Raw genomic sequence first — 16,808 nt, 5'->3', positions numbered from 1 at the left:
TCGGGCGGCGGTCAGCCGGTCAGCGCGGGCACCACCACGAGCGCGATGCCCGCCGCGACGCCCCACGTCGCGAGGAGGAAGACGACGTCGCGCACGCGGAACGGCACGAGGACGCGCTCGGTGCGGGTCGCGTGCGCGCCGAACCCGCGCGCCTCCATGGCGAGCGAGACGCGCTCGCCGTGCCGGATGCCGCCCGCGAGGAGCGGGACCGCGTAGCCGAGCCGGCGCCGGGCGGCCGCGACGGGCCCGCGCCCGTGGTCGACGCCGCGCACGCGGTGCGCCGCGCGGATCACCTCGAGCTCGTGGCCGAAGCGCGGGACGAACCGCAGCGCGGCGAGCGCCGCGTATCCCACGCGGTACGGCACGCGGAGCTGCTGGACCAGGGCGCGGACGACGTCCTGCCCGGTCGTCGACAGCCCACCGACGAGCACGAGCAGCAGGAGCGCGCACGTGCGCAGGCTCGTCGCGAGCCCGGTCTCGAGCGCACCCGACCACAGGTGGAACGGGCCGACGGTCGCGAGCAGCGTCGTGCCGTCGACGTCGCGCGGGTCGGTGAGCACGCCGAACGACACCGTCATGACGGCGGCGAGCGCCGGCAGGCCGAGCAGCAGGACCGCGACGACGCGCCGCGGCGGGCGGACCATGACGAGGATGACGAGGAGCGCCGCGAGCCCGACGAGCGCCGGGTTCAGCAGGTCGCGGGTCGTGAACACCCACACGACCACGGGGAGCGGGCCGAAGGCCGTGACGAGCGGGTCGTAGGTGCGCAGGTCCCATGCCGGGCCGGCGAACCGGCCGCGCGCGTCGTCCGGCGTCGCGCGCGCACGGCGGGTCCGGGCGTCGAGCGCGCTCGCGCTCATGCCCCGACCCCCGCGGGGACGGGCGCGACCGGCAGGTCCGCGAGGCGCGCGACGCGCCGCCACGCGGGGTCGGTCAGGTGCCGGGTCGCGCGCGCGAGCGGTGGCGTGCGCAGGCCGGCGCGGTGCAGCACGGCCTCGTCGGCCAGGACGTCGCCCGGGGGGCCGTCGGCGACGACGCTCCCGTCCGCGAGCGCCACGACACGCGTCGCGTGCTCCGCGACGAGCTGCATGTCGTGGCTCACGACGACGACCGCCGTCCCGTCGCGGTGCAGGTCGGTGAGCAGGTCCAACAGCTCCGCGGCGCGCTCGCGGTCCTGTCCGTACGTCGGCTCGTCGAGCACGAGGACCTCGGGGCGGCACACGATCGCGGTGCCCACCGACAGGCGCCGCTTCTGCCCGCCGGACAGGAGGAACGGGTGCCGGTCGCGCAGGTCGGCGAGACCGAACCGGCGCAGCACGTCCTCGACGCGCGCCGCGACCTCGTCGTCGGGCACGCCGCGCACGCGCAGGCCGAGCGCGAGCTCGTCGTCGACGCGCGACGTGACGAGCTGGTGCTCGGGGTTCTGGAAGACGAACCCGACGTGCCGGGAGAGCTCGCGCGGGTCGGCGCGGGTCGGGTCGAGGCCCGTCACGGTCACGCGGCCGTCGAGCGTCCCGCGGCGCGGCCGCAGCACGCCCGCGGCGAGCTGCGCGAGCGTCGTCTTGCCCGCGCCGTTGGCGCCGACGACGGCGACGAGCTCGCCGGGCGCGACCGCGAGCGACACGTCGCGCAGCACGGTCGTCGCGCCGCGCCCCCGGCGGTCGCCACGTCGTAGCGTCACGCGGTCGACGACGAGCACCGGCTCGGGCGCGGCCGGTCCGGGCTCGCGCGGGCGCGGGGACGCGTCGGGCAGGTGCGTCACGCCCGCCAGGGCGGTCCCCAGCTCGTCGGGGGCGAGCGGCACGGGGTCGAGGTGCACGCCCGCGGCGCGCAGCCGGAGCGCGGCGAGCGTCGCGGTGGGCAGCCAGACGCCCAGCGCAGCGAGCGCCTCGGCCCGCTCACCCAGCACCTCACGCACGGGGCCGTCGTGGGCGAGCCTCCCGGCGCCGTCGAGCACGACGACCCGGTCGACGAGCGACACCGCGGCGTCGAGGTCGTGCTCGACGAGGAGCACCGCGCGGTCGCCGCGTGCCACGACGTCCCGCAGCACCGCGTAGACCTCCTCGGTGCCCTGCGGGTCGAGGTTCGCCGTCGGCTCGTCGAGCACGAGGAGCGGGGACCCGAGGGCGAGCGCGCACGCGATCGCGAGCCGCTGGCGGCCGCCGCCGGAGAGCACGGCGGGGTCGTCGTCGCGACGCTCCCACAGGCCGACCCGGCGCAGCGCGTCCTCGGCGCGGGCGAGCACGTCGTCGACCGGCAGGCGCAGGTTCTCGGGGCCGAAGCACACCTCGTCGAGCAGCGTGCCCGTGACCACCTGGGCGTCGGGGTCCTGGAAGACCATCGCGACGTCGCGCGACAGCTCGGGCGGCGTCGCGTCGGCCGTGGACCGGCCGCGCACGCGGACCGCTCCCTCCAGGTCCGCCCCGACGACGTGCGGGACGAGCCCGTTCGTCGCGAGCGCGAGCGTCGACTTGCCGCAGCCCGACGGGCCGAGCAGCAGCACCGCCTCGCCGGGCCGCACGTCGAACGTGACGTCGTCCGGCGTCGGGTGTCCGGCCACGCGCGTCGCGGGGTCCGCGCCGGGTCCCGCGGGGTCGTGCTCGTGGTACCGGACGCTCACGCCCCGCACCGCGAGCAGCGGCTGCGGGGTGCCGTTCGACGTCTCGTCCGCGATCACGCGGCTCAGGATAGGCGAACCTAAGCCGCGTGACGAGACCCTGCCCGCGACGGGGGACGACGCGGGCAGTCAGAGCCGCGGGTCGACCGGTTCCGACTCCAGCGCGAGCACGGCGAAGACCGGCTCGTGGACGCGCCACGTCGGCTCGCCGCGCGCGACGCGGTCGAGCGCCTCGAGGCCGAGCGCGTACTCGCGCAGCGCGAGCGAGCGCTTGCGCCCGAGCGACCGCTCGCGCAGCCGTCCGAGGTTGCGCTCCTCGGTGTACTCGGGGCCGTAGATGATGCGCAGATACTCCCGGCCACGGACCTTGAGGCCCGGCTGGGCGAGCCCGCCACCCTTCCCGGCCGCGCCGCGTCGACGCGCGAGGTTGGCCAGCGGCTTGACCACCATGCCTTCTCCCCCCGTCGCCGTGAGCTCCTCCCACCACGCCGTCCCCTCCGCACGCGACGCGTCGTCGGCGAGGTCGACGACGACGCGCCGTGTCGTGCGGAACAGCGCCGGGTCGGCGGCGACGAGGCCGTCCGCGACGTCGAGGTGCCACAGGTGGTCGCGCTCGGCGTACGTCGTCCCGGTCGCCTCCGCAGACCCCGGTCGCGCGGACGTCCCGCTCGCGAGCACCTGGAACGGCGCGACCTGCACGCCGCGCAGCGGGTCGACCGCGCCCCGGACGTCCTCGCCGTGCACGGCGACCCCCGTGTCCCACCGGTAGCGCCGGTAGGACTCGACGAACAGCTCCGCGTCGGTCGCGCGCCGCGCGGTCCGACGGCGGAGCTCGCCCACGTCCACCCCGCGCGCCTCCGCGGCGGCCAGGGCCGCGAGCGCAGGCGGCATGACGGCCCGCGCGGCTGCCCCGACGCTCGCGTACTGGTCACGCAGGAGCTGGTCGGCCTTGAGGGACCACGGGAGCACCTCGGCGTCGAGCAGCACCCAGTCGGCGCCGAGCGCGTCCCACGTCCCGGCCGCCTGGAGGGCCGCGGCGACGCGCCCGAGCAGCAGCGCCGTCGTCGGCTCGTCGAGGAACGACCGCCCCGTGCGCGTGTGCACCGCGCCGGGCGCCTCGATGCCGAACCGCTCGGCGACGACGCGCGAGCCGTCCGGCCCCGCGTCGCGCGCGACGAGCAGGACCGCGCGCGAGCCCATGTGCTTCTCCTCGCACACGACCCGGTCGACGCCGTCGCGCGCGTACGCGGCGAACGCGCCGTCGGGGTGCTCGAGCAGGCCGGGCAGGGTCGAGGTCGCGACCGGGCTCATGGTCGGCGGCAGGTACAGCAGCAGGCGCGGGTCGACGGCGAACCGGCTCATGACCTCCAGCGCGCCCGCCGCCTGCTCCTCGCCGACGGTCACGCGCCCGTGCGTCGAGGTCTCGACGACGCGGCGCCCGAGCACGTCGGCCACGGAGAGCAGGTCGGTCTCGCGCGCGCCCGCTCCGGTGTCCACCGTGCCGTCGGGCAGGAACGGGCGCGCGGGCGCGTAGTACTCGCGCGCGGCCGGGACCTGCACGACCTCCTTCTCGGGGTAGCGCAGCGCGGAGAGCTTCCCGCCGAACACGCACCCCGTGTCGAGGCACATCGTGTTGTTGACCCACTCGGCCTCGGGCGTCGGCGTGTGCCCGTAGAGGACCGTCGCGCGGCCCCGGTAGTCCTCTGCCCACGGGTAGCGCACGGGCAGCCCGAACTCGTCGGTCTCGCCCGTGGTGTCGCCGTAGAGCGCGAAGCTCCGCACCCGGCCCGACGCCCGGCCCTGGTAGGACTCCTTGAGTCCCGCGTGCGCGACGACGAGGCGGCCGTCGTCGAGCACGAGGTGGGACACGAGGTCGCGGCAGAACGACTCGACCTCGCGGCGGAACTCCTCGGGCTCCTCGGCGAGCTGGGCGAGCGTCGTCTCGAGACCGTGGGAGACCTTGACGTCGCGCCCGCCGAGCGCGCGCACCAGCTTGTGCTCGTGGTTGCCCGGCACCGCGAGCGCGTGCCCCGCGCGGACCATGCCCATCGCGAGCCGCAGCACGCCCGGGGAGTCGGGGCCCCGGTCGACGAGGTCGCCGAGGAAGATCGCGCGCCGGCCCTCGGGGTGGGCGGCGTCGACGGGCCGGCCCGCGTCGTCGCGCACGACGGCGTAGCCCAGCTCGCCGAGCAGGGTCACCAGCTCGTCGAGGCAGCCGTGCACGTCGCCGATCGCGTCGAACGGGCCGTGCTCGTCGCGACGGTCGGTGAGCAGCGGCGTGCGCACGACACGTGCCGCCGCGACCTCCTGCTCCCCGCGCAGCACGTGCACGGTGCGGAACCCCTCGCGCTGGAGGCTCTTGAGCGACGACCGCAGCGCCGCCCTCTGCCGCTTCACCACGTGCGCGCCGAACCCGCGGTCCGCGCGCGCCGCGTTGCGCTCGACGGCGACCTTCTCCGGCACGTCGAGGACGATCGCGACGGGCAGCACGTCGTGGGCGCGCGCGAGGGCGACGAGCGTCTTGCGGGCCTCGCGCTGCACGTTCGTCGCGTCGACGACGGTGAGCAGGTTCGCCTCGAGACGCTTGGACACGATCGTCTCCAGCACCTCGAACGCGGCCGTGGTGGCCGCCTGCTCGTTCTCGTCGTTCGACACGAGGCCGCGGCACACGTCGGACGAGACGGTCTCGTACGGGCCGAAGTGCTCGCGCGCGAACGTCGACTTCCCGGATCCGGAGACCCCGACGAGCACCACGAGGCTCGACGCGGGGACGCGCAGGTCGCGCGTCGCCGTCGCGCGGTCAGCCGTCCGCTCGGTGGCCCGCTCGGTGGCCTGCTCGGTCGTGTGCTCGCTCATCGCGCCTCCCCTCCGTCGTGCGTGCCGGAACCTGCCGCGGCCGCCCCGCCGGGCGGGGCGGCCCCGTCCAGCGTGAGGACCACCATCTGGGTGGGCGCCCCGACGTCCGGCGCGAGCGGCCCGACGTCGCGGTGCTCGACCGCGTACCCGTACCGGTCCGCGACGACGCCGGCCCACGCGCGCAGCTCCGCGCGCGTCCACTCGAACCGGTGGTCGGGGTGCCGCACCCGGCTGCCGCCCGGCCCGTCCAGGAGGTTCGGGTAGTGCACGTTGTACTCCGCGTTGGGCGTCGTGACGACGACGACGCGCGGACGCGCGTGCCCCAGCACCGCGTGCGCCAGCGCGTCGAGGCGCGACGGGTCGACGTGCTCGACGACCTCCATGAGCACCGCGGCGTCGAACCCCGTGACCCGGTCGTCGGTGTAGGTGAGGGACGACTGGAGCAGGCGCACACGCTCGCGCTCGGCGTCGCTCGCGTCGTGCAGGCGCAGCCGCGCGGCCGCGCGCTCGAGCTCGCGCGCCGAGACGTCGGTGCCGAGGACGCGCGTGAACGTCCGGTCGGCGGCGAGGCGGCGCAGGAGCGCGCCCTCCCCGCAGCCGAGGTCGACGACGGTCCGCGCGCCGACCTCGTGCAGCACCCCGAGCACCGCGTCCGCGCGCTGCCGGGCGAGCGGCGGCCCCGCCGCGTCCGCCTCGGGTGACGCCGCGCCGTCGGGCGAGTCCCCGTCGTCGGGCACGCCCTGCTCCTGCGCGGGCGCGGCGCCGTCGAGCGCGGCGAGGCGCGCCGTCGCGTCCTCGACGTAGCGGCGCTGGTGCGCGAGGTAGCGGCGCAGGATCTGCGCGCGCTCGGGGTGGTCGGCGAGCCACCCGCCGCCCGCGCGCACGAGCTTGTCCACCTCGTCCGTGGAGACCCAGTAGTGCTTCGCGTCGTCGAGCACGGGCAGCAGCACGTAGAGCTGCGCGAGCGCGTCGGCGAGCCGGCGCGTGCCACGCAGGCGCAGGTCCACGTACCGCGAGGCGCCCCATGCCGGGACGGTGGGGTCGAGCGGCTCCGCGTTCGCGGTCACGCGCCAGCCCAGCGGCTCGAAGAGCCGGCGTGCCAGGTCGGCGCCACCGCGGCAGGGCAGGGACGGGACGTGCACGTCGAGCGGGAGCTCGACGTCGGGGAGGTCCGGCCGGGCGTCGCACCGGCCCGCCATCGCCGTCGCGAACACCTTGCCCAGCGCGACGGCGACCATCGACGACGCCGCGTACGGGCGGTCGTTGACGTACTGCGCGAGCGCGAAGGCGTCACCGCCGCCGAAGCGCTTGTTCCGCACGATCCCCACCGGGTCGACCTCGAGCAGCAGCGCGACCTCGCACCGCTCCACCGTCGCCTCGGGGTAGAACACGTGCGCGCGGCCCACGGGCAGGTCGAACACCTGCGCGCGGTCCGGGTGCTTGTGCAGCAGGAACCCGAGGTCGGTGGCGTCGTCGAGCGTCCCCGGGGACGCCGTCGCGGCGAGGGTCACGAGCATGGCCGCCATGGTGCCATCCGGCGCCGGGCGGGGCACCGGGATTGTGGACGGACGAGCGACCTGTGGACGACCCACGTTTCAGCCGCTCCACCCATCGACGCGGACGCTCCGGAGGTCTACCGTCGAACCACGGGCGCCGCTGCCCACGGCACGCGCCCGGCCAACGTCCAGCCGGAGGCCGCGCATGGTCGCCACAGCCGAGAACGGGCCCCGAGGCCCGAGGGACGACCGCGCGGGGAGCGACCCGGCTCCGCCGGCCGCCACCGCACCGGGCGCCACCGCGTCTGGGGCCTCCGCCCCGGACGCCGACGCGTTCGCCGACCGCCTGTTCGCCGCGACGCTCGGCGCGATCGACGTCCTCGCGGTCCACGTCGGCGACCGGCTCGGGTGGTACCGCGCGCTCGTCGACGCCGGCCCGCTCACCTCGACCGGGCTCGCCGAGCGCACCGGCACCCACGAGCGCTACGCGCGCGAGTGGCTGGAGCAGCAGGCGGCCAGCGGCATCCTCGCCGCCGAGGACCCGGGCGCGGGCCCCGCGCTCGCCGCCGACCCGGTCGCGGCGGCCCGGGAGCGCCTCTACGCCCTGCCTGCCGCGCACGCGGAGGTCCTCACCGACACGACGTCGCTCTCCTACCTGGCGCCGCTCACGCGGTTCGTCGGGGCGATCGGACCGCAGCTCCCGCACCTGCTCGACGCGAACCGCGACGGTGGCGGGGTGTCGTGGGACCAGCTCGGCGACGACGCGCGCGAGGCCCAGGCCGAGGTCAACCGGCCGTGGTTCGAGCGCGAGCTCGTCCCGACGCTCGCCGGGGTCCCCGCGGTCCACGACGCGCTGAGCCGGCCGGGGGCCCGGGTCGTGGACGTCGGGTGCGGGTTCGGGTGGTCGACGCTCGCCCTCGCGCGCGCCTACCCGGAGGCCGTGCTCCACGGCGTCGACGTGGACCGCCCGTCGGTCGCGGCGGCCCGCGCCGCGGCCGAGGAGGCAGGGCTCGCGGACCGCGTGACGTTCCACCTCGCCGACGCCGCCGAGCTCGGCCTCGTCGAGCCCGCCGGGCTGCCGTTCGACGCCGCCTTCGCGTTCGAGTGCGTGCACGACATGCCGCGACCCGCGGCCGTGCTCGACGCCGTGCGCCGCGCGGTCCGGCCCGACGGCGTCGTGGTGGTCATGGACGAGGCCGTCGGCGAGGAGTTCACCGCGCCGGCCGACGACGTCGACCGCGTCATGTACGGGTACAGCCTGTTCGTGTGCCTGCCCGACGGGCTGTCGTCGCCACCGTCCGTCGGCACCGGGACCGTCATGCGCCCCGCGACGCTGCGCCGCTACGCGCGCGAGGCCGGGTTCGCGGACGTCGAGGTGCTGCCCGTCGACGACTTCTCGTTCTTCCGGTTCTACCGGCTCGTGCCCTGACCTCCTGGGCCGGGCGAGCGACGGGTACCGGTGTACCGTCCGGTGCATGACCGACGTCCGCAGCCGCACCCATGCCCAGGCCGTCGACGCAGCGATCGAGCTCTTCACCCGCAAGGGCTACGAGCAGACGACCGTCGAGGAGATCGCCGACGCCGCCCAGGTCAGCCGCGCCACCTTCTTCCGTCGCTACGGCTCCAAGGAGGACGTGGTCTTCGCGGACCACGAGCTCCTGCTCGACGAGGTCGTCGTCATGCTCGCCGCGACGCGGCCCGTGCCCGACGCCGAGGGCCGGCTCACGCCGGACCCGGCCGTCGACCCGTACGTCGAGGTCTGCCGCGCGGCGCGGCTCGTGTTCGACCACCACGTCGGGCAGCGCGAGACGTCCCTGGCCCGCTGGCAGCTCCTCCAGCAGGTGCCGGCGCTGCGCGACCGCGAGCTCGTCACGACCCATCGCTACGAGCGCGCCTTCACCGCGTACCTGCGCGACGCGCTCCCGCCGGACGAGCGCCGCTCCACCGCGTCCATCGCGTTCGCCGCGTCGGTCGTCGCCGTGCACAACGCGCTCCTGCGCCGGTGGCTGCGCTCCCCCGACCAGGACCTGCGCCCCCACCTCGAGGAGGCGTTCGCGGACCTGCGCCGCGCGGCCGTCGGCCGGTACGCCGCGACCGACGGCGACGGTGGCTCGGCCGAGCGGCACAGCACCGGGGACGGCGCGGGCACGGCACGCCGCGTCGTCGTCACCGTGGTCGACGCCGGGGCCGACGCCCAGGGCGTCGCGGACGACATCGCGCGCGCTGTACGCGACGCGCTCGCGTGACCAGCTGAGATCGGCAGCTTCTGCCGAGTTCGGTCATCGCGATTGCCGACCTCGGTCGGACGTGCCGATCTCGCGTCGAGCGACCGATCGCCGCGGCGTCGGGAATGCGCAGGTAGCATCGGCGGTTGCAGAACGCAGTACGCACGAACGTGCTCCGGGGTCGGTGCAATTCCGAGCCGGCGGTGACAGTCCGCGACCCGCGCCCACGCGCGGTTGACCTGGTGGAACTCCAGGACCGACGGTGACAGTCCGGATGGGAGGAAGCACGTGCGGCGCGGCCGTCCTCGGCCGGGCTCCGGCGAGCCCGCACGACGGGGAGCGGCCCCGCCGTGGTGAGCGACGCCGTCGGGCCCTCGTGGCCCGGCCCCGCCGCCCGCCCTCACCCCGGAGCCGACGTGCCCGGGAGGACGAGGACATCCGATGGACCTGATCCACGCGCTGTTCGACGCGCAGCTGACGATCGGCGACCAGCACCTGCTGTGGCGCGAGATCGTGGGCAACGGGTTCGGCCTGGCGTCGGCGCTGGGCGGCATGCGGCGCAAGGTGTGGGCGTGGCCGGTGGGCATCGTCGGCAACCTGCTGCTGCTCACCGTGTTCCTCGGCGCGGTGTTCGCGACGCCCAACCCCGTCAACCTGCTGGGCCAGGCGGGCCGCCAGGTGATGTTCGTCGTCGTGTCGGTGTACGGCTGGGTGCAGTGGCGCAAGACCCAGGCCCGGCTGGGCGACGCCGACGCGGACAGCCACGGCGTCGCCGTCGTGCCGCGCTGGGCGTCGTGGCGTCAGCGCGCGTTCCTCGTCGTCGCGCTCGTCGGCGGGACGGCGCTGCTCACCCCCGTGTTCCGCGCGCTCGAGTCGTACGAGCCCGTCTGGGCCGACGCCTGGATCTTCATGGGCTCGCTGCTCGCGACGTACGGCATGGCGAAGGGCTGGGTCGAGTTCTGGCTGATCTGGGTCGCGGTGGACGTCGTGGGCGTGCCGCTGCTGATCTCGGCCGGCTTCTACGCGTCGGCCTTCATGTACGTGTTCTACGGCGCGTTCACGCTCGTCGGGTTCTTCGTGTGGTGGCGCATCAACCGCCGCACGGCAGCCGCCGCCGAGGCGGACGCCGCGGCGGCGGGCGCGCCCGCCTGACCCGGTTGCCCGTGGCGGGGCAGCAGCCGTGGCCGCCGGTCAGTCCTCGAACAGCATCAGGTCCGACGGCGCCGCGCGGCTCGCGCGCAGCGCCGGGTCCGCGCACAGCGCCTCGACGAGCGCCTCGGTCCCGCCCACGTAGGTCGCGGCGGCGTCGATCTCCGTCCCGACGAACCAGGACCGGTCCTCGGGCCACCACAGGTTCGGCGGCTGGTCGTGGTCGCGGAACGCGCCCGCGTCGGCGAGCGTGCCCGTCCACAGGTGGTGCTCGCGGTGCGGGAGCAGGAGCATCAGTGCGGCGGGGCGCTCGACGAGCGTCGGCGCGAGGTGCTCCCACGCCTCGGCGACCGCGCGCTCGATCTCCTCCGCGGTCGGGCGCGGCTCGTCCTCGGGCCAGCCGACGAGCGGCGCGACGCCCGAGCTCGCGCGCGGGTCCGTCCCGTGGTCGTAGAGGAACGCGTGGCCCGTCCACAGGGCGAGGTGCACCGCCTGGTCGCCCGTGAAGGGTGCGAGCGCCGCGGCCAGGGCGTCGGTGCGCGTCGCGAGCGTGACGTCGTCGTCCCAGCCCGGGTGCGGGACGCACGCGTACGCCGCGTACCCGCGCGGGACCGTGCCGTCGACGCGCGGACCGAACTCCCCGAGCCGCTCCGCGATCCATGTGCCCGCGGAGGCGTCGTCGTCCCAGTTCACCCGGCCGGTCGTCGTCACGCGTGAACCCTACGACGACGGGAGCGCGCCGCTGAGCCCGACCTCGTTGCCGTCGGGGTCGCGGAACACGATCTTCACGACCCCGCCCTCGTACGTCTCGCGCCGGTCCGGCTCGATCCCCCGGTCCGACGCCGCCGCGAGGAAGGCGTCGACGTCGTCGCGGAACACCGTGACGACGCCGTGCCCGGCGTGCTCCGGCACCTGCTCGACGACGAGCCACCGGTGCTCGGCGAGCTCCCACACGGACTCGGTGGGTGTCGCGACGAACGTCGGCTCCGAGCCGAGCAGGCGCACGTACCAGTCGCGCGCCGGGTCGTGGTCGCGCACGTGCATCGTCACGAACAGGTCGAGAACCATCTCTCGACGGTAGGACCGCAGCCGCTGGGCCGCACGGCGTCACCAGGACCGACGCGATACGCCGTCTCAGATTGACTGAGACCGGGTATCGCTGCACTATGGGAGAGACCGCCGCCGACGCCGGGCCCGCACCCGGGAACCCGCGCCGGAGCCGGTCGCGCACGACCGACCGCAGCCGCCCTCCCAGGGGAGCACCGATGCCCACCACCCCGATCATGCCCGGCGTCACCGAGCCCACCTACGACCTCGCGACCCCGCTCGACCTCGACTACGCCGGCGCGTTCGCCGACGCGACCGAGGAGGACCGCGCCCACCAGCAGCGCGTCCGGCAGTTCGTCCAGGACGAGGTGCTCCCGGTCATCGACGACTACTGGGAGCGCGCCGAGGCCCCGTTCGACCTCGTCAAGCGCATGGGCGAGCTCGACCTGCTCCGCGACGGCGTCGACGTCGAGGGCCGCCCGCACGTGAGCCTGCTCGGGGCGGGCCTCGCCGCCATGGAGATGTCGCGGGGCGACGGCTCCGTCGCGACGATCTGCGGCGTCCAGGGCGGTCTCGCGCTGCGCAGCATCCAGATGCTCGGCTCCGACGAGCAGCGGGCGAAGTACGCCGAGCCCATGGCGCGCGGGGAGATCCTCGGCGCGTTCGCGCTCACCGAGCCCACCCACGGCTCGGACTCCGTCTCGCTCGAGACGACGGCGCGCAAGGAGACGCGCGACGGCGTCGAGGGCTACGTGCTGAACGGCGAGAAGAAGTGGATCGGCAACGGGTCGTCGGGCCACGTCACGGTCGTGTGGGCGCGGCTGGTCGGTGATGACGCCGACAACCAGGTCCACGGGTTCGTCGTGCCGCAGGACACCCCGGGCTACACGGGCACGACCATCACCGGCAAGGTGTCGCTGCGCGCGATCTGGCAGGCGCACGTCGTGCTCGACGACGTGTTCGTCCCCGCCGAGAACGCCCTGCCCGGCGCGCGGTCGTTCAAGGACACCTCGCGCGTCCTCTTCGCGACGCGCCTCGGGGTGGCGTGGGCCGCCGTCGGGCACGCGGTCGCGTGCTACGAGGCCGCGGTCGCGTACGCGAAGCAGCGCGTCCAGTTCGGGCGCCCGCTCGCCGCGAACCAGATGGTGCAGGAGCGCCTCACGCGGATGCTCTCGACGATCACGCAGCTCCAGCTCCTCGTCGCGCAGATGACGCGGCTCGACGAGGCCGGGACGCTCACCGGCCCGCAGGCGTCGCTCGCGAAGTACACGTGCACCCGCGGGGCGCGCGAGGTCGCCGCGAGCGCGCGCGACCTGCTCGGCGGCAACGGGATCCTGCTCCAGAACCGCGTCGCGCGGCACTTCGCCGACATCGAGGCCCTGCACACGTACGAGGGCACCGAGTCGGTCCAGGCGCTCATCGTCGGGCGCGACATCACGGGCGTCTCCGCGTTCGTCTGACGGTCCCGAGGGCGTACGCCCTCCCCCCCCGCTCCCCGGCGCCGCTCGCCCCTCCTCGCGGCGCCGGGGCTCCTTCCTGTTCTCCCCGTCTCCCCGCCCTCCCCGGATCGGAGTCCCATGAGCACCGACGCCAGCCCCCTGCCCGACGCCGCCGCCGTCACCCCCGAGGACGAGGTCACCCCGGTCCTCCTGCACGGCGCACGCACCCCGTTCGCGCGCTTCCGCGGCGCGCTCGCCTCGCTGTCGGCCGCCGAGCTCGGCGCGCACGCGATCCGCGGCGCGCTCGCGGCCGCGGGCGTCGCGTCGGAGCAGGTCGACACGGTGATCGTCGGGCAGGTCGTGCAGGCGGGCGCCAAGCAGGGCCCCGCGCGCCAGGCCGCGATCCTCGCGGGCCTCGGCTGGGACGTGCCCACCGTGACGATCAACAAGCTGTGCCTCTCGGGCCTCACCGCGATCATCGACGCGGCCCGGCTGGTCCGCACGGGCGAGGCGAGCGTCGTCGTCGCGGGTGGCCAGGAGTCCATGACGAACGCGCCGCACCTCGTCGTCGGGTCGCGCTCCGGGTTCGCGTTCGGGGACGTGACGATGGCCGACTCGCTCACGCACGACGGCCTGAACGACCCGTTCAGCGGCGAGGTCATGGGCGAGCTCACGGACCGCGGCTGCACGACGCGCGGCATCGGCCGCCCGGAGCAGGACGCGTTCGCGCTGCGCTCGCACCAGCGGGCCGCCGCGGCGCGCGACGCCGGACGCCTCGCCGAGGAGATCGCCCCCGTCGAGGTGCCGCAGCGGCGGGGCGAGCCGGTCGTCGTCGAGCACGACGAGGGCGTGCGCGCCGACACGACGCTCGAGGCCCTGGAGCGCCTGCGCCCGGCCTTCGTGCAGGACGGGACCATCACCGCCGGGTCGAGCTCGCCCCTGTCCGACGGCGCGGCGGCGGTCGTCGTCGCGAGCCGCGCCTTCGCGAAGCGCAACGGCCTGCCGTGGCTCGCCGAGATCGGTGCGGCGGGCCAGGTCGCGGGGCCCGACAACTCGCTGCACTCCCAGCCCGCGCGGGCCATCGAGGCCGCCGTGAAGCGCGAGGGGATCGCCGCGGCGGACCTCGACCTCGTGGAGATCAACGAGGCGTTCGCCGCCGTCGCGCTGCAGTCGGTCGCGGACCTCGGCATCGACGCGGACGTCGTCAACGCCGACGGCGGCGCGATCGCGCTCGGCCACCCCGTCGGCGCGTCCGGCGCCCGCCTCGCGCTGCACCTCGCGCTCGCGCTGAAGCGCCGGGGCGGCGGCATCGGCGCGGCGGCGCTGTGCGGCGGCGGCGGGCAGGGCGACGCACTGATCCTGCGCGCCTGACAGCCCGCCCCCCTGGCGCCTCACCGGCGCCTGACGACCCGGCGGGTGGCGTCGCGATGCGACGTCCGATCGCCGCCGGACTCCTCTCGCGGGCCCGGCGAGAGTGGTGGTGCCGGTCGAACGCCGGCACCACCACTCCCGAAGGAGCACCCATGCAGTCCATCGCCCTGGTCACCGGCGGCACGCGCGGGCTCGGGCTCGCGGTCGTCGAGGCGCTGGCGGCCGACGGCACGACCGTCGTTCTCGCCGGTCGCCGCCCGGACGCCGTCCGCGACGTGGTCTCGGCCCTGCGCGCACGCGGCCTCGACGTGTCCGGCGTGACGCTCGACGTCGACGACCCGGCGAGCGTCCGCGCGGCGGCCGCCGAGCTGTCCGCGCGCCACGACCACCTCGACGTCCTCGTCAACAACGCCGGGATCCTGCCCGAGGCGACGTCCGGGCGCGGGGACGAGACGCCACGCTTCGCGGACCCCGCGGTGTTCGAGCGGACCTTCCGGACGAACGTGTTCGGCGCGGTCGCCGTGATCCAGGAGCTCCTCCCCCTGCTCGAACGCTCGACGGCGGGCCGGGTCGTCAACGTCTCGTCGACCATGGGCTCGCTGACCGACCAGCAGGACCCCGACTCGCCCTGGTTCGGCATGGTCGTCCCCGCCTACCAGGCGTCGAAGGCCGCGCTCAACGCGGTGACCGTCTCGCTCGCGAAGCACCTGGCGGGGACGCGCGTGAAGGTGACGTCGGTGTGCCCCGGGTGGGTCCAGACCGACCTCGCACCCGGGAACCGCGAGCACGCCCCCACCACGCCCGCCGAGGCGGCGCAGGTCGTCGTCCGGGCCGCGCGGCTGCCCGACGACGCGGCGTCGGGCGCGTTCCTCAGCGCCGCCGGGCCGGTCGCCTGGTGAGCTCCTGACGCGCCTGGGCGCGCGAGCCGACCAGCCCTGGTGCACGATGCTGCACCAGGGTTGGCGCGCTTCGGTCGCCGCGGTGTGACGCAGATCGCGCCGAGGTCGGCCGAATTCGCGTCATGGATCGCGTCGGGCGCGGTCTCTCTCCCTGGAACCGCCCCCGACGAGAGGACCGTCATGACCACCGTGACCGAGGCAGCCCGCCGCACCGCGAGCCGCGCGCGCCACTCGCACCTGTCCGCCGTCGCCGTCGCGCTCGTCGGCCTTGCCGCGGGATTCGCTGCGGCGCCCTACCTGCTCGGCTGATCTCCCGCCCCGTCCCGGTGCGGCCCGCTGCGGCGGAACGAGTCGACGAGCGCCCAGACCGCGCTGGCGACGCCGCCGAGGCAGAGGACCGAGACCATCGTCAGCCCCAGCGCGTCGCCGACGTCGCCCGCGGCCCATCCCCGGACCGCTCCCAGGACCGTGAACGGGGCGAGCAGGGCGCAGAACAACAAGATGGCGACGGCCCACCAGCGGCGCCGCCGCTGGTTGCGCGGCGGCTTCGAGAGTCCGTAGTGATACAGCGCCACGCCCGGAGCCTACGGCTCGACGGCACGGTCGCGGGCGTCCGCCAGATGCTCCTCGAGGCGGTCGAGCAGCGGGACCTGACCCGCGACGACGAGCCCGCGGGCACGCGAGAGCGGGAACCAGCCGGCCCGGTCGAGCTCCGGGAACTCCTGCATCCGCCCCGAGCGCGGCGGCCACTCGAGCGCGAACGTGTTGCTGGAGATCGCCGTGACGTCGAGGTCCGCCTCGCGCGCCCACGCCGCGACGAGCTTTCCGGCGCGCTGGCGCACGGTGCCGAGGTCCAGGTCGGGTGCCTCCGCCGTAGGGGCCGGGACGCCGAGCTCCTCCGCGAACTCGCGCAGCGCCGCGGCGTGGCCGTCCTCGCCCGGCTCCACCTCGCCCTTGGGGATCGTCCAGCCGCCCGCGTCCTTGCGCGCCCACAGCGGACCGCCCATGTGCCCGAGGAGCACCTCGACGACGTCGTCACGGAACCGGTAGAGCACGAGCCCTGCTGACTGCTTCACCCCTCCTTCCTACACAGCCGACGGCGGGACGGCCCGTCGGGACCGTCGCCGCCGCACCGCCGGGTGGGCCGCGAGCCCGCTCCGGGGCGGAGAACCGGTGTCCGCCCCGCCCGGAGCTGTGGGTGGCGCGGCGTAGCGTCGGCCGTCCCAGGACCAGAACGCAGGAGGGGACGACCATGACCACGCCGAGCGTCACGCACCTCAACCCGGCCGGGCTGCACCGCAACCCGGCGTTCTCCCAGGGCACTATCGTCGAGACCGGTCGCACGCTCTACGTCGGCGGCCAGAACGGCACCGACGCGGACGGCGCGATCGTCGAGGGGGGCATCGCGGCCCAGACCGCGCAGGCGCTGCGCAACGTCCTCGCCGTGCTGGCCGAGGCCGGCGCCGGGCCGGAGGACGTCGCGCGGCTCGCCGTCTACCTCGACCCCGAGGCCGACCTCATGGAGGGTTTCGCCGCGGTCGGCGAGGTCTGGGGCCCGCACCCGGCCGCCGTGACGGTCCTGCGGGTCGGGATCGGCCGGCCCGGCGCGCTCGTCGAGATCGAGGCCGTCGCGGCGCTGCCCGCGTGAGCCGCCCCGGCTGACACCCCTCTCCACGAGCGTGCGACCGTGCCCCCGGCTACCGTCCGGG

General features: G+C 75.7%; 16 protein-coding genes and 1 riboswitch. Of the genes, 8 read left to right on the top strand and 8 right to left on the bottom strand.

Going from position 1 to position 16,808, the window contains the following annotated elements; all coding sequences use genetic code 11:
• Nucleotides 1-11: 11 nt before the first annotated feature.
• The 4 genes from CCE02nite_RS07570 to CCE02nite_RS07555 all read right to left on the bottom strand — a co-directional run bounded on the left by CCE02nite_RS07570 (nt 12) and on the right by CCE02nite_RS07555 (nt 6,990).
• Nucleotides 12-860, bottom strand: a complete 849-nt coding sequence (locus tag CCE02nite_RS07570; RefSeq protein ID WP_141389051.1) for an energy-coupling factor transporter transmembrane component T — start codon at nt 858-860, stop codon at nt 12-14.
• A complete protein-coding gene (locus CCE02nite_RS07565; RefSeq protein WP_255318706.1) occupies nt 857-2,677 on the bottom strand; it encodes an ABC transporter ATP-binding protein in 1,821 nt (606 codons plus the stop codon). Before CCE02nite_RS07565 ends, CCE02nite_RS07570 begins: the two co-directional genes overlap by 4 nt.
• Before the next feature lie 69 nt (nt 2,678-2,746).
• Nucleotides 2,747-5,473 carry a polynucleotide kinase-phosphatase gene (locus CCE02nite_RS07560; protein WP_141389050.1) on the bottom strand — a complete coding sequence of 909 codons (2,727 nt, stop codon included), beginning with the start codon at nt 5,471-5,473 and terminating at the stop codon, nt 2,747-2,749.
• Entirely contained in the window at nt 5,470-6,990 is a 1,521-nt protein-coding gene (locus tag CCE02nite_RS07555; protein WP_141389049.1) for a 3' terminal RNA ribose 2'-O-methyltransferase Hen1, read from the bottom strand. The genes CCE02nite_RS07560 and CCE02nite_RS07555 overlap by 4 nt, the downstream gene beginning before the upstream one ends.
• Before the next feature lie 184 nt (nt 6,991-7,174).
• Here CCE02nite_RS07555 and CCE02nite_RS07550 point away from each other — a divergent pair, with 184 nt between their 5' ends.
• From CCE02nite_RS07550 to pnuC, 3 genes are all read left to right on the top strand, one after another.
• Complete coding sequence (locus tag CCE02nite_RS07550) at nt 7,175-8,398, top strand: class I SAM-dependent methyltransferase (protein WP_141389048.1); 1,224 nt, start codon at nt 7,175-7,177, stop codon at nt 8,396-8,398.
• A 46-nt stretch (nt 8,399-8,444) separates the two neighbouring features.
• Nucleotides 8,445-9,215: a TetR/AcrR family transcriptional regulator gene (locus tag CCE02nite_RS07545; protein ID WP_141389047.1), complete on the top strand. Its 771-nt coding sequence runs from the start codon at nt 8,445-8,447 to the stop codon at nt 9,213-9,215.
• Nucleotides 9,216-9,361: 146 nt separating this feature from the next.
• Nucleotides 9,362-9,485: riboswitch (FMN riboswitch) on the top strand.
• A 150-nt stretch (nt 9,486-9,635) separates the two neighbouring features.
• Complete coding sequence (gene pnuC, locus CCE02nite_RS07540; protein ID WP_141389046.1) at nt 9,636-10,346, top strand: nicotinamide riboside transporter PnuC; 711 nt, start codon at nt 9,636-9,638, stop codon at nt 10,344-10,346.
• 39 nt (nt 10,347-10,385) lie between these two features.
• On the opposite strand, the gene CCE02nite_RS07535 is transcribed toward pnuC, so the two are convergent.
• Together CCE02nite_RS07535 and CCE02nite_RS07530 are read right to left on the bottom strand one after the other, a co-directional pair.
• The gene (locus tag CCE02nite_RS07535; protein ID WP_141389045.1) at nt 10,386-11,054 is read right to left on the bottom strand and encodes a hypothetical protein; all 669 of its coding nucleotides are present in this window, start codon (nt 11,052-11,054) and stop codon (nt 10,386-10,388) included.
• A gap of 9 nt (nt 11,055-11,063) precedes the next feature.
• The gene (locus CCE02nite_RS07530) at nt 11,064-11,411 is read right to left on the bottom strand and encodes a VOC family protein (protein ID WP_141389044.1); all 348 of its coding nucleotides are present in this window, start codon (nt 11,409-11,411) and stop codon (nt 11,064-11,066) included.
• A gap of 197 nt (nt 11,412-11,608) precedes the next feature.
• On the opposite strand from CCE02nite_RS07530, the gene CCE02nite_RS07525 reads away from it, so the two are divergent.
• From CCE02nite_RS07525 to CCE02nite_RS20955, 4 genes are all read left to right on the top strand, one after another.
• Nucleotides 11,609-12,850, top strand: coding sequence for an acyl-CoA dehydrogenase family protein (locus tag CCE02nite_RS07525; protein ID WP_141389043.1), 1,242 nt, complete (start codon nt 11,609-11,611; stop codon nt 12,848-12,850).
• 117 nt (nt 12,851-12,967) lie between these two features.
• Complete coding sequence (locus CCE02nite_RS07520; protein WP_141389042.1) at nt 12,968-14,200, top strand: acetyl-CoA C-acyltransferase; 1,233 nt, start codon at nt 12,968-12,970, stop codon at nt 14,198-14,200.
• Between the two features lie 152 nt (nt 14,201-14,352).
• Nucleotides 14,353-15,099 carry an SDR family NAD(P)-dependent oxidoreductase gene (locus CCE02nite_RS07515; protein ID WP_141389041.1) on the top strand — a complete coding sequence of 249 codons (747 nt, stop codon included), beginning with the start codon at nt 14,353-14,355 and terminating at the stop codon, nt 15,097-15,099.
• A gap of 180 nt (nt 15,100-15,279) precedes the next feature.
• Entirely contained in the window at nt 15,280-15,408 is a 129-nt protein-coding gene (locus CCE02nite_RS20955; RefSeq protein ID WP_255318705.1) for a hypothetical protein, read from the top strand.
• Here CCE02nite_RS20955 and CCE02nite_RS07510 read toward each other — a convergent pair.
• Together CCE02nite_RS07510 and CCE02nite_RS07505 are read right to left on the bottom strand one after the other, a co-directional pair.
• On the bottom strand, nt 15,393-15,674 hold the full coding sequence (locus CCE02nite_RS07510; RefSeq protein ID WP_141389040.1) for a hypothetical protein: 282 nt from the start codon (nt 15,672-15,674) through the stop codon (nt 15,393-15,395). The genes CCE02nite_RS20955 and CCE02nite_RS07510 overlap by 16 nt on opposite strands.
• A gap of 9 nt (nt 15,675-15,683) precedes the next feature.
• Nucleotides 15,684-16,175 carry an NUDIX hydrolase gene (locus CCE02nite_RS07505; RefSeq protein ID WP_141389039.1) on the bottom strand — a complete coding sequence of 164 codons (492 nt, stop codon included), beginning with the start codon at nt 16,173-16,175 and terminating at the stop codon, nt 15,684-15,686.
• A gap of 176 nt (nt 16,176-16,351) precedes the next feature.
• Between CCE02nite_RS07505 and CCE02nite_RS07500 the strand changes: the two genes are divergently transcribed.
• Nucleotides 16,352-16,747, top strand: a complete 396-nt coding sequence (locus CCE02nite_RS07500; RefSeq protein ID WP_141389038.1) for a RidA family protein — start codon at nt 16,352-16,354, stop codon at nt 16,745-16,747.
• Nucleotides 16,748-16,808 lie beyond the last annotated feature (61 nt).

This window comes from Cellulosimicrobium cellulans (assembly GCF_006539945.1).
GTDB classification, from domain to species: Bacteria; Actinomycetota; Actinomycetes; order Actinomycetales; family Cellulomonadaceae; genus Cellulosimicrobium; species Cellulosimicrobium cellulans.
This window is presented reverse-complemented; position numbering and strand designations above follow the sequence as displayed.